Source organism: Hymenobacter terrigena (assembly GCF_054776515.1).
The window spans coordinates 16,270-28,274 of sequence record NZ_BAAHBU010000002.1; the positions used below are offsets into that span (position 1 = coordinate 16,270).

The window sequence follows — 12,005 nt, forward strand, 5'->3', positions numbered from 1 at the left end:
GAACGGAGATGCTGCACTGCCCGGCATGCAGATGGATGGCTAACCACATCCACACAAAAAAAGGCCCGCCAATTGGCGGGCCTTTTCTTTACGCGACTGGACGTTATCCTATCAAATTTGACTACTCCACTACCACGCGCTGCACGCTCGGCGCGCGGCCGGCGGCCTGCACCGTGAGCAAGTAGGTACCGGCGGCCAGGCCCGTCATGGGCAGTTCGGTAGCTGTACCGCTGAAGGTGCGGGTGGCTACCGACTGGCCCAGCACGTTGCGCAGGGTAACCTGGGCCGAGGTGGTGGCGGTGGCCAGCTTCAGGTTCAGGGTGCCGCGGCCGGCTACCGGGTTGGGATACACGCTGAACTCGCTTTGCTGGGCGGCGGCGGTAGCCGTGGCAGTAGTCGTTACCGTGAAGGCCATACCATTGCTGGGGATGCCGGTGGCCGTGGTGATAACTACATTGCCGGAAGTAGCGCCGGCCGGGATGGTGAAGGTAATGGTGGTGCCATTCACCACCGTGAAGCCGGTTACGGGCACGCCGTTGATGGTGGCGGCCGTGGCCGAGGTGAAATTGCTACCCGTTACCGTAACCGTGGTGCCCACCGGGCCGCTGGTGGGGCTCAGGCTGGCGATGACCGGGGCCGCAGGCGGCGTGGCGCAGGTTAGCGTCAGGCCAAAGTTGCCCACTTCGGTGGCATCGTAGCCATTGACAAAGACGAGGTAGTTGACGCCGTACTGCGAAGCAAACGTCACGGCCGAGCAGGTGCTCGTGCTGGTATCGTCGTTGGCCCCTACGCAAGTGTAGGCACCGCAACGGCCTGAGAATACGAATAGCTTGGTATCGAAGTCCGTGATGGCGTTGCAAGTGGTCACGGTCATGCTGGCCCCGGTACCCACCACCGTATAGAACACGCCACCCGGACCGATGCGGACGCCGCTGCAGGTGGCCGTGGGGTCGCCGGTGGCCGTGGCGCCCAGATTAGTGCCATTCACGGTTTGCCCGCAGGCCAGCGAGATGGCCCCGGTGCACTGGTCGTTGGCCAGCGGAAGTAGGAAAGGCGTGGCCGAAGTGCCGCTGCCCAGGGGCGCGGTTACGGTAATGGGACCCGAAGTAGCTCCGGTGGGTACAACCGCGGTAATCTGCGTGGCCGAAACCACTGTGAATGTCGTCGCGACAGTACCGTTGAAGGTTACCTGCGTAGCCCCGGTGAAATAGTTGCCGGTAATCGTCACCAGCGTACCCACCGGCCCGCTGGTGGGCGTGAACGAGGTGATGACCGGTACCTGCAGCGTGAAACGGGTGGTGGAAACGGCGATGCCGTTGGGCGTGGTCACGGTGATGAGGCCCGTGGTAGCACCGGAGGGTACCGTTACGGTAATCTGGGTAGCCGAAACCACCGTGAACACCGGAGCCACCGTGCCGTTGAAGGTAACCTGCGTGGCGCCGGTGAAGTTGGTGCCAGTAATCGTTACGACTGTGCCGGGTATGCCGGTGATGGGCGAGAACGAGGTGATAGCCGGGGCCGCCGGGATGGTGAAGTTGGTAGCCGAGGTGCCCGTGCCCAGCGGCGTAGTCACCGCAATGGGGCCCGTGACTGCCCCAATGGGCACCACCACGGTAATCTGGGTGGCCGAGTTCACGGAATAAACCGGCGCGCTCGTGCCGGCAAAGGTTACCTGCGACGCCGCCGTGAAGTTGGTGCCGGTGATGACCACTGTGCTACCCACTGCCCCCGTAGCGGGCGTGAAGCTGGTAATCATGGGCGGCACCCCAACCAAGAACGGCGTAGCCGATACGGCAGTGCCTGTTGGCGTGGTCACGCTGATGAGGCCGCTGGTGGTACCGGCCGCCACCGTTGCGGTGATGCTGGTAGCCGATACCACCGTGAACGTAGCGGCAGTGCCGTTGATGCTCACAGCCGTAGCCCCGGTAAAGTTGGTGCCCGTGATGGTAACCACCGTGCCGGCCGGCCCACTCGCGGGCGTGAAGCTGGTGATGGTGGCACCTGGACCTGGCGCAATGGTAAAGTTGGCATTCGAAATATCGAAGAAGTAGTTGCCCTCCGCTTCCACCATCACACGGGCCTGGGTCGTGCTCACATTGGGCACGGTTACCGAGGCGGTGCCGTTGTTGGGCACGCCCGCAGCCAGCAGCACCGGGTAGGTCAGGCCGCCGTCGAGGCTCAGGCGCAGGTTCACCGTGGCGCAGCTCACAGGGGCCACGTCGGTGCCAGCCACGCTCCAGGTCACGGCCTCCGTGGTGCCGCCGGTCCAGCTCACGGCCGTATTGGGGGCCGAAACTACAAAGGGGCCAGCGGTGCTCACCACGTTCAGGTTCACAAAAGCGCTGTAGTCGACACCGCCAATCACACCGGCAGGGCCGCTGTGCTGGTCGCGTGCCGTGCAGCGGAATTTCAGGGTGCGCGTTACGGTGGGCAGGCGCTCGCCGATGACGGTGGTGTTGTTCACCAGGTCGGTGAGGCGCGGGAAGTAGCGGGTGCCGTCCAGCATGGGCACGAAGGAGCGGAACAGCGGCACGTTCTGGTTCGTGGCCTGGGCGTCGTTCGGGGCCTGCTGCGGGCCGAGGTCCATTTCTTCCCACATATACGTCAGGGGGTCGTTTTCGGCATCCGTGGCCGTGGCCGTCAGCTTGAATGGCGTACCCATGGGCAGGGTTTTGCCGCTGGCCGGAGCCGTGACCACAGGTGCCGTGTTGCCGGTGGCCGAATTAGTGCCACAGGCCGTGCTGGTAATAAAGGCCCGCATCTCCTGGTAATTACCGGTGTGGAAGGTAGCATCGGAGTGCTGCTGCAGGTCGTTGGTAGGGGTGCAAATACCGGCGTAGGCCATAATGGTCGTGCCCGAACCCGGCTCCCAGGCCGTGGTGGCGTTGCGGTTGCCGCCGGCGCAGCTGCCCGCATTGCCGTTGAAAGGGTGGTTGCCGGAGAATTGATGCCCCATTTCGTGGGCCACGTAGTCGATGTCGAAGGCATCGCCTACGGGATTGGGCAGGCCGGTTACCCCTTGGGCCTTGCTGGACGAGGAACACACCACGCCTAGGCCGGCAATGCCGCCGCCGCCGGTGCTCACCACGTGGCCAATGTCGTAGTTGGCCGAGCCGATGATGCGGTCCACGTTGGCCTGGTTCTGGCCCAGCAGGGCGCCGCCATTGCTGTTGCTGAACGTGGGCGAAGGCTGCGTACCGATACCGCTCAGAAACACGAGCTGGTCGTTGTTGGGCACCAGCACCATGCGCACGGCCAACTCCTTCTCATACACGCCCACTACCCGGTTCACGGTAGTGACTTCGGCGGCCAGCACGCTGGCTACCGTGTTGCCCTTGGTTAGGGCATACTCGGGGGTGTTAGACAGCGCCAGACGGTAGGTCCGCAGCTGCGAGCCGCTGGCCAGGGCCTTGCCGGCGGCAGTGGCAGCCGCCAGGCGCAGGCGGCTGTCTTTCAGGTCTTCGGCGGTGGGCGCAAATTCGCAGGCCGGCATCGGGCCGGCGGCCATCCGGTTCATGTCCTGCCGAAAGAAGCCAAGATAGTGGCGGTTATCGGTATGGCTAACGGGGTCGATGTAATACGTTTTGCCGCCCCCCGCCAGCACTTGGGCATGGAAGCCCTGCGGCGTCAGGTCAAGGCGCACCGAGGCCTGCTGGTCGTCGAGGCCCACGCCGGCGTAGGTTTTGATAGTCGGGTACTTACGCGCCAACGCCGGGTCCATTACCGAGGTTTCGCGCACGGCGAAGCGGCCGGTGCTGCCATCGGGCCGGGGCAGTGCCAGCACCAGCGGCGCGGCATCGGTCCGGGTTTCGGGCGGAGCCGTGGCCAAGGCCGCCTGCAGGCTGTTCACATCCAATGTGAGGGCCTGCGAGTGGAACAAAGCCGCCGCGAGTGGCGAAGCGGCGGCCACGCGGCGGGCTTCGGCATCGGCTTCGAAAAATTGAGGTGCGGCTTGTTGAGCTTGGGCTCCGAACGTCAGGCCCATGGCCAGTAGCAAGGCTCCGATACGGCTCCGGCCGCTTGTTGCCGGCCGAAGGGTGGCCGGCCAGCGTGAGTAACGTTGTATCATTAAAAAGAGGGAATTGGTATGCAAGAGTAAATCTAAGGAATAACCCTTGTTGAGTTAGGCATTTTGTCTGCTAAACGGCTGGTTTAGTCGACAATTCCTTCCACAACGGCTGCTGGTTTAAACCAGAACAACAAAGCTTGTTTATTAAACACAAAAAAAGCCCCTGGAAATACCAGGGACTTTTTTTTGTGTAGTGACAGTAATGAAACTTAGCTGGACGCTACGAGGCCTGTAGGTAGCTCATCATCAACTCAGCGGTTTTTTTGGCGGCTTGGTTCTGTCCGAGCTTCTCGCGTAGCTCGGCGTAACCGGCCTTCATGCGGGCCATGTAGGCTTGGTCGGTGAGCAGGGTGCGCAGCTCGTCGAGCAGGTTGCGGGCCGTGAAGTCGCCCTGAATCAACTCTTTCACCACCTCGCGGCCGGCGATGAGGTTCACCAGCGAAATGTAGGGCACCTTAATAACCATCTTGCCGATGGCGTAGCTCAGCGAACTGGTGCGGTAGCACACAATCTGGGGCACGTCGAAGAGAGCCGTTTCGAGCGTGGCCGTGCCGCTGGTGACGAGGGCCGCCGTGGCGTGGCTGAGCAGGTCAAACGTCTGGTCGAAGACGAAGCGGATGCCGTTGCGGTGAAAGTGCTTGTAGTAGTTAGGGTCGAGGTTATTCACGCCGGCCACCACGAACTGATACTCCTGAAAGCCCGGCAGAATGGCAACCATCTCGTGCAGCATTTCCTCAATTTCCTGCTTGCGCGAGCCCGGCAATACGGCAATAATAGGCTTGTCGGGCTCGAGGCGGTTGCGCTCGAAAAAGTCGGGCGCGGGCTGAAACTCAGCGACGGCATCCGCCGTGGGGTTGCCGGTGTAGTCGACGGGGTAGTTGAATTTCTGGTAGAACTCCGTCTCGAAGGGCAGGATAACAAACATCTTGTCGACGTAGGCTTTCACCTTCTCGACGCGCCCCTGGTTCCAGGCCCAGATTTTGGGCGAGATGTAATAGAATACCTTGATGCCCTGCTCCTTGGCAAATTTCGCCATCCGCATATTGAAGCCGGCGTAGTCCACCAGAATCAGCACGTCGGGCTTGTAAGCCAGAATATCGGCCTGGCACTGCTTCAGGTAGCCGCGAAACTTGAGGATGCTGGTGGCCGCCTCCAGAAAACCCATGATGGCCAGGTCCTGGTAGTGGCGCACCAGCTCGCCGCCTTCGGCCTGCATCATGTCGCCGCCCCAGTAGCGAAACTGGGCGTCGGCATCCTGCCCGCGCAGCTCGTGCATGAGGTTGGCAGCGTGGAAATCGCCCGACCGTTCGCCGGCTATTAAGTAATACTTCACTGGAAGAGTGTTGAGTTTTGAATGTTGAGTTTTGAGTTAAGGGTTGATGCGCAGATGTTGCTGTTGCTTCGGAATGAAACCGCCGCTATCCATTCAACACTCAACCCTCAGCATTCAAAACTTCTAGCCGCCGTAATATTCCACGAAGTTGCGCGGCGTTTCGTAGAGTTTGATGCAGTGCAGCTTGGCCGGGGTGATGGCGGGCAGCTCACGCTCGATGATTTGCCAGAAGGCGATGGCCAGGTTTTCGGTGCTGGCCATCTGGCCGGCCATGAAGGGCACGTCGAGGTTGAGGTTTTTGTGGTCGACCTGGTCGGTGATGTGCGTGCGCAGCAGGTCGGACAGGGCCTTTAAGTCGACCACGAAGCCGGTTTCGGGGTCGGGCTCGCCCTTCACCGTCACGATGAGGTCGTAGTTGTGGCCGTGCCAGTTGGTATTGGCACAGGGGCCGAACACTTCGCGGTTGCGCTCCTCGCTCCACTTGGGGTTGAAGAGCTTGTGGGCGGCGTTGAAATGTTCCTGGCGACTGATGTATATCATTCTGATTTATAGCTATTAGCCACTAGCCATTAGCCGTGAGCTTCCGAATAAGCGCTTCTAAAAAAGGCTTACCGCTGTCAGCAATCAGCCAACAGCTTAATTATTTTTCCGCAGCAAATATACGAAGAAGGGTACCCCGAACAGGGCCGTGACCAGCCCCACTGGCAGCCCGGCCGGCGGGTAGAGCAGCCGGGCCAGCAGGTCGCAAGCCAATAAAAAGGCCCCGCCCAGCACTGCGCACACCAGCAGATTGTAGCGGCCCGTGGTGCCCAGCAGCCCCCGCGTGAGGTGCGGCACCAGCAAGCCCACGAAACCCACCGGCCCGCATAGCGCCACCACGCCGCCCGTGAGGCCGGCCGCCAACAGCACCAGCAGCCAGCGTCGCTGCGCCACCGGCAGTCCCAGAGCAGCGGCGCGCTCCTCCCCCAGCAGCAGTAGGTTGAGGTCTTTTTGCAGGAAGGCCAGCACAAACAGGCTGACGCCCAGCGCAGCGGCCGGGTACGGCAGCACATCCCACCCGGCCCGCTCGAAGCTGCCGAATGCCCAGAACACCACGCTCCGTAGGCTGCCCTCGGGCGAAGCCAGAAAGGTGAGCAGGCTGCCCACGGCCGCCGCCAGTGCCCCCACGGCCACGCCCGCCAGCAGCAGTGGGGCCGGCAGGATTTTGCCGCGTCGGGTACCCAGCGCCACCACCAGCAGCGTGGCGGCGAAGGCCCCTGCTAAGGCCGCTACCGGCGGCAGATACACGCCCACAAGCGTGAGCGACGGCACCAAAACATAAGAAGCAATAGCTCCCAGCGAGGCCCCCGAGGCCGTGCCCAGCAGGTACGGGTCGGCCAGCGGGTTGGTGACCAGGGTTTGGAGCAGGGAGCCGCTCACGGCCAGGCTGGCCCCGGCCAGCAGCGCCAGCAGCAGCCGCGGCAGGCGCAGCTGCACCAGCACGAGTTGGGCGGGGTCGGCGGGATTGTAGTGCTGAAAAGTATTCAGAATGAAGGAATACGACGTGGTGTAGCTGCCCACGCGCAAGCCCAGCACCAACAGCGCCAGCACGAGCAGGATGCTCACAACCAACCATAATGCAGGACGACGTACCGGCATCAGCGAGTAGGAATGGGCGGTTTGGCCGGGGCTTGGTTTAGTAAGCCTTGCAGCTCCCGCACCGACTCCACCACGCGGGGGCCGGGCCGTTCCATGAGGTTGCCGGTGATGGGGAACACGCGCCGGTTTTTATACGCGTTGATGCGCCGCAGTTCGGGGTAATTTTTGAAGAACGTACTGTCCAGCTTCTCGAAGCTGCCGCCGAGCAGTACGTCGGGGTTCAGCTTGAGCACGTACTCGCGGGTGAGGGCCGGGTAGGGCTGCGGGAAGGTTTCGGTGATGGCATTGCGCCCGCCGGCGAAGCGAATCTCATTGGTGAACAATGTATTCTGGCCGTAGCAATAAATGGGGTCGAGCCAGGTAATGGCCAGCACCTTGGGGGTTTTGGTTGTGAGGTGAGTGGCCGAAAGCGTGAGCTGCCGGAGCTGCTGCCGGAGCGAATCCGTCAGGCGCCGGGCCTGGGCGGTGCGGCCCAATAGCCGGCCCACGTCGTCGATGCCCTTGAACACATCATCGACGCGGCGGTAGCGCTGGAAATACACCGGAATGCCCAGGTCCTGAAGGCGTTTGGCGTCATCGACGGACGTGATGCCTTCGATGGTGAAAACCACGTCGGGCTTGAGCAGAACCAGCTTTTCCAAATCGAGCGGGTAGTTGTTCACCACGGGTTTGCGGTAAACGGCGGCGGGGTAATCGTCCTGCGGCACGCGGCCCACGATGGTGGCGGTATCGGCCACGGCGAACAGAATTTCGGTCATGCTGGGAGCCAGGGCCAGCACGCGGCGCGGGTGAGCGGGCAGGGTGAGGGTGCGGCCCAGGTCGTCGCGCACGGCCACGGTGCCCGTTTTCCCGGCGTCGGATTGGCAACCCAGCAGCAGGGCCAGGGGTAAAAGCAGCAACAGAACACGCATGGCGCAAAGGTAGGCGGGCGGCCTCACGGCCCGGCGCGCCGGTTTACCTTTGCCCTCCCCCGCTTCAATCTCCGCTCCCATGATAGTAGTCACCGGCGCGGCCGGCTTCATTGCCAGCTGCCTAGTTTCCCGCCTCAACGCCGCCAATTTCAACGACATCGTCGTGGTGGATAATTTTTCCATCGAAAAGAAGCTGCCGAATATCGAAGGCAAAAAGCTGCGCGAGTACGTGGACCGCGAAACGTTTTTCGACTGGCTCGATGCCAATCATGAGCAGGTGGAATTCATTTTCCACCTCGGGGCCCGCACCGATACCACCGAGATGGACCCGGCCGTGTTCGACGTGCTCAACCTGAACTATTCCAAGCGGATGTGGCAGGCTTGCGTGCGGTATAATTTGCCGCTGGTGTATGCTTCCTCGGCCGCGACGTATGGCGACGGCATGCTGGGCTATACCGATACCGACGAAGCGCTGTTCCCGCTCTACCGTCCGCTGAACCCTTACGGCGACTCGAAAAATGACTTCGACAACTGGGCGTTGCAGCAGGAGGAAAAGCCGTATTTCTGGGCCGGCTTGAAGTTTTTCAACGTGTACGGGCCCAACGAGTACCACAAAGGCCGCATGGCGTCGGTGATAATGCACGCCTTCCACCAGATTCAGCAGTCGGGCTCGATGATGCTGTTCAAATCGCACAACCCCGACTACACCGACGGCGGGCAGATGCGCGATTTCGTGTACGTGAAGGACGTAGTGGAAGTATGCTTTTTCCTGCTGAACCACCGCACGCATTCCGGCATCTACAACCTGGGCAGCGGCCAGGCCCGCACCTTCCTGGATTTGGCCCTGAATACTTTCAACGCCCTGGGCCGCACGGCCGATATTCAGTTCCGGGACACGCCCGAGGATATTCGCGATAAATACCAGTACTTCACCGAGGCCGATATGAGCAAGCTCAAAAGCATAGGCTATGACCGGCCGTTTACGCGCCTGGAAGACGGTATTCAGGACTACGTGCAGAACTACCTCGTGCCGGGCCGGTACATGTAGCGCGGACTTTTAGTCCGCGCGTTGCCCTGCCTGCTCCATTGCTCCACCCGCGGCCTAAAAGTCCGCGCTACGTCCTTCGCCTGTGAAACCAACTGCTCGTCCAGTTATTACCGTTGTGGGCGGCGGCTTCGCGGGCACGGCGCTGGTGTTGCAATTGCGGCGGCAACCAGCTTTGGCCGCGGCCGAAATTCATCTCATTGAGCCGCGTGAGGTGCCCGGCCCCGGCCTGGCCTACACCGCCCGCCGCCCCGAATACCTGCTCAACGTGCGCCCCAGCGGCCTGAGCCTGTATCCGGACGAGCCCAATCACTTTGCCGACTGGCTGAAAACCCAGCCCGAAAGCGCCGCCGGCCTGCCCGAATTCGCCTCCCGCGCCGCCTACGGCCGCTACCTGCACGAGGAGCTGGCGCCGGAATTAGCCACGGCTGCCGTGCACTGGCATCAGACCACCGCCGTAGCCGCCCCGCTCCTGTCCGATGGCCGCCGCGCCGTGCAGCTGGCCAATGGCACGGCAATCGGCAGCGACATTGTGGTCTTGGCGCTAGGCAATTTCCCGCCCCCGCCCCCCACCGGCCCCGACCAGCGCTACCTCCAGCACCCCGGCTACCACGCCGACCCGTGGGCTATCGGCAACCTGCGCCGCATCGGCCCCGATGAGGACGTGCTGCTCATCGGCTCGGGCCTGACGGCGGTAGATGTGCTGCTGGCCTTGCGCCAGGATGGCCACCGGGCACCCATTACCGTGGTGGCCCGGCACGGCCGCTGGCCATCGGCGCACGGCCCGGCCACGGCCTCCTACCCCAGTTTTTACTCCGAACTGGCCCACGAAACCACGGTAACGGGCGTGGTGGCGGCGTATAAGCGGCACCTGAAACTGGCCGCCGCTCAAGGCCTCGACTGGCGGCCGGTGCTGGACTCGCTTCGGCCCGACCTGGGGCGCATCTGGGCGGCGTGGCCGCTGGCGGAGCAGCGCCGGTTTCTGCAGCATCTGGCGGGCCTGTGGGCCGTGGCGCGGCACCGCAGCCCGCCCCAGAATGCAGAGGCGGTGGCGGCCCTCACGGCCGCCGGGCTGGTGCAGCTGCACATCGGCACGGTGCGCGAGATTGTGCCCGATGGCGACCAACTGCGGGTGGGAGTACGGTGCCAGGACCCGGATACCTGCTGGTACACCGCCAACCACGTTGTCAGCTGCGCAGGGCCGCTGCTGAATTATTCGCGCATTTCCGCTCCGCTGGTGGTGAGCCTGCGCGAAGCCGGCGACCTTACTCCCGACCCATTGCACCTGGGCCTGCTAACCGATGCCCACGGCGCGCTGCTGAATGCTGCCGGTGCGGTTTCGCCGGGCCTGTTCACGCTCGGGCCCAGCCGCCGGCCGGCGTATTTTGAGTCGACGGCAGTGCCGGAGCTGCGGCAGCAGGCGGTGGCGCTGGCGGCGTATCTGGCACAATAAAAAAGCCCACGGAATAAAATTCCGGGGCTTTGGCTGGCCACTTTGGCTTATGGATTAGGCAGCCATATTTTGCTGGCCAGGATAAAGCGGCAGCACGGTGGCTTCGTCAGCAAAAAAGGACGAAGCCGTGGAAGTAATGACGGGAGCAGCGGCCGTGTCGTTGGCGTGATGACGCAAAGCGCGCATCAGCAGGTAGCGGTATTTCTCAGCATCGGCTACCGCTTGTTCGATGGCTTTCAGGGCGGCAGCATAGGCTACTACGGGCTGCAATTCGCGGCGCGGGCGGCGGGCTTCAAACACTTGGTTTTCGAGGTATTCGGCGGCGGACTTCATAGCGAAAAATCGACTGTATTTAGGTCATCTGACAGCGTGCATTATTAACCATAAAATCCTCGTTTTCATTCCAGAAAACGAGGATTTTACAGCTCTTTACACACACAAAACAGCAGTTAAAACCGCATGAATTTCTGCTGCTATTTTGACGTCCCCTTAATCCATCTTTCAGCCGATTTTCAGCACCACTTTGCCGAACTGCGCACCGGCGTCGAGGCGGCGCAGCGCGGCTTCGCCTTCGGCCAGCGGGAAGACTTCATCAATCACCGGCACTAGCTTTTTCTCGCTCACCAGGGCCAGCATTTCTTCGAAATCCTGCGGCGTGCCCATGGTTGAGCCCAAAATGCTGAGCTGCTTCCAGAAAACTTTGGCGGGCGGCACATCGGGGATGTTGCCCAGCGTGCCACCGTAGAACACAATGCGCCCGCCCGGCGTAGCCGCATCGAGCAAAGGCCCGAAAGCCGCCCCGGCCGCGCTGTCGATGATGACATCGAACGCGCCACCGGCTTGCTGAGTCAGGGTTTTCACCCAGTTTTCGGTATTGTAGCTGATGCCACCTTTAGCCCCTAGTGCCACGGCACGGGCTATTTTATCTTCGGAGCTGGACGTTACCCACACCTCGGCGCCCCGGGCCACGCACAGCTGCACGGCGGTGATGGCCACGCCCCCGCCCACGCCGGTCACCAGCACGCGCTCGCCGGGCTGCACCTGAGCGCGGGTGAAAGCGGCCCGGTAGGCCGTGAGGCCCGCCAGCGGCAGTGCCGCGGCCTGCTCGAAGCTGAGGTGGGCCGGCAGCGGCCGGATGTACTGAGCCGGTAGGGTGATGTAGTCGGCAAACGTGCCCGGGTCGGGCATACCAAGGACCACGAAATCGCGGGCCTGGGCGCGGGGGTTGTTACCCCAGCGCAATCCCGGGTTGATGAGTACGCGGGCGCCCACGGCGGGCGCATCGGCGGGCACACCGGGGCCGTGGGCGGCCACTTCGCCGGCTCCGTCGGCCCCGAGGGTGCAGGGCAGCTTGATGCCAGCATACTTCCCCTGCTGGATGAATACGTCGCGGTGGTTGAGGGCGGCGGCGTGCAGCTTCACAAGGATTTCGCCGGGGCCGGGCGTGGGCGTGGGCACTTCGCGCACAACGGCGGGCTGGTGGATGGCATCGAGCTGGAGCGCTTGCATGGGTTGATTTTTAGGATTTGGGTTAGTAGAAAACAAAAGGCCTTCCT

General features: G+C 62.6%; 9 protein-coding genes. 2 read left to right on the forward strand and 7 right to left on the reverse strand.

The annotated features are described in order from the left end of the window. Positions 1–121 precede the first annotated feature (121 nt). The 5 genes from ACYU7Q_RS07110 to ACYU7Q_RS07130 form a co-directional block, all read right to left on the reverse strand. Complete coding sequence (locus ACYU7Q_RS07110) at positions 122–4,069, reverse strand: IPT/TIG domain-containing protein (protein ID WP_460608748.1); 3,948 nt, start codon at positions 4,067–4,069, stop codon at positions 122–124. 220 nt (positions 4,070–4,289) lie between these two features. Further along, positions 4,290–5,402, reverse strand: a complete 1,113-nt coding sequence (gene lpxB, locus ACYU7Q_RS07115; RefSeq protein WP_460608749.1) for a lipid-A-disaccharide synthase — start codon at positions 5,400–5,402, stop codon at positions 4,290–4,292. Positions 5,403–5,525: 123 nt separating this feature from the next. Continuing rightward, positions 5,526–5,942, reverse strand: coding sequence for a 6-pyruvoyl trahydropterin synthase family protein (locus ACYU7Q_RS07120; protein ID WP_460608750.1), 417 nt, complete (start codon positions 5,940–5,942; stop codon positions 5,526–5,528). Positions 5,943–6,038: 96 nt separating this feature from the next. After that, positions 6,039–7,007, reverse strand: coding sequence for a FecCD family ABC transporter permease (locus ACYU7Q_RS07125; protein WP_460608751.1), 969 nt, complete (start codon positions 7,005–7,007; stop codon positions 6,039–6,041). A 32-nt stretch (positions 7,008–7,039) separates the two neighbouring features. Then, on the reverse strand, positions 7,040–7,951 hold the full coding sequence (locus ACYU7Q_RS07130; protein WP_460608752.1) for an ABC transporter substrate-binding protein: 912 nt from the start codon (positions 7,949–7,951) through the stop codon (positions 7,040–7,042). Positions 7,952–8,030: 79 nt separating this feature from the next. Between ACYU7Q_RS07130 and rfaD the strand changes: the two genes are divergently transcribed. Both rfaD and ACYU7Q_RS07140 read left to right on the forward strand, forming a co-directional pair. After that, complete coding sequence (gene rfaD, locus ACYU7Q_RS07135; protein WP_460608753.1) at positions 8,031–8,999, forward strand: ADP-glyceromanno-heptose 6-epimerase; 969 nt, start codon at positions 8,031–8,033, stop codon at positions 8,997–8,999. An 82-nt stretch (positions 9,000–9,081) separates the two neighbouring features. Further along, positions 9,082–10,449 (forward strand): FAD/NAD(P)-binding protein, encoded by a 1,368-nt coding sequence (locus ACYU7Q_RS07140; protein ID WP_460608754.1) that lies wholly within the window; start codon positions 9,082–9,084, stop codon positions 10,447–10,449. 54 nt (positions 10,450–10,503) lie between these two features. On the opposite strand, the gene ACYU7Q_RS07145 is transcribed toward ACYU7Q_RS07140, so the two are convergent. After that, entirely contained in the window at positions 10,504–10,782 is a 279-nt protein-coding gene (locus tag ACYU7Q_RS07145; protein ID WP_460608755.1) for a hypothetical protein, read from the reverse strand. A gap of 168 nt (positions 10,783–10,950) precedes the next feature. Beyond that, a complete protein-coding gene (locus ACYU7Q_RS07150; RefSeq protein ID WP_460608756.1) occupies positions 10,951–11,958 on the reverse strand; it encodes an MDR/zinc-dependent alcohol dehydrogenase-like family protein in 1,008 nt (335 codons plus the stop codon). Positions 11,959–12,005: the final 47 nt, after the last annotated feature.

Coding starts and splice junctions, on each gene's coding strand:
- ACYU7Q_RS07110 (WP_460608748.1), bottom strand. CDS start 4,069: ATGATACAACGTTACTCACGCTGGCCGGCCACCCTTCGGCCGGCAACA.
- ACYU7Q_RS07150 (WP_460608756.1), bottom strand. CDS start 11,958: ATGCAAGCGCTCCAGCTCGATGCCATCCACCAGCCCGCCGTTGTGCGC.
- ACYU7Q_RS07145 (WP_460608755.1), bottom strand. CDS start 10,782: ATGAAGTCCGCCGCCGAATACCTCGAAAACCAAGTGTTTGAAGCCCGC.
- rfaD (WP_460608753.1), top strand. CDS start 8,031: ATGATAGTAGTCACCGGCGCGGCCGGCTTCATTGCCAGCTGCCTAGTT.
- ACYU7Q_RS07120 (WP_460608750.1), bottom strand. CDS start 5,942: ATGATATACATCAGTCGCCAGGAACATTTCAACGCCGCCCACAAGCTC.
- ACYU7Q_RS07130 (WP_460608752.1), bottom strand. CDS start 7,951: ATGCGTGTTCTGTTGCTGCTTTTACCCCTGGCCCTGCTGCTGGGTTGC.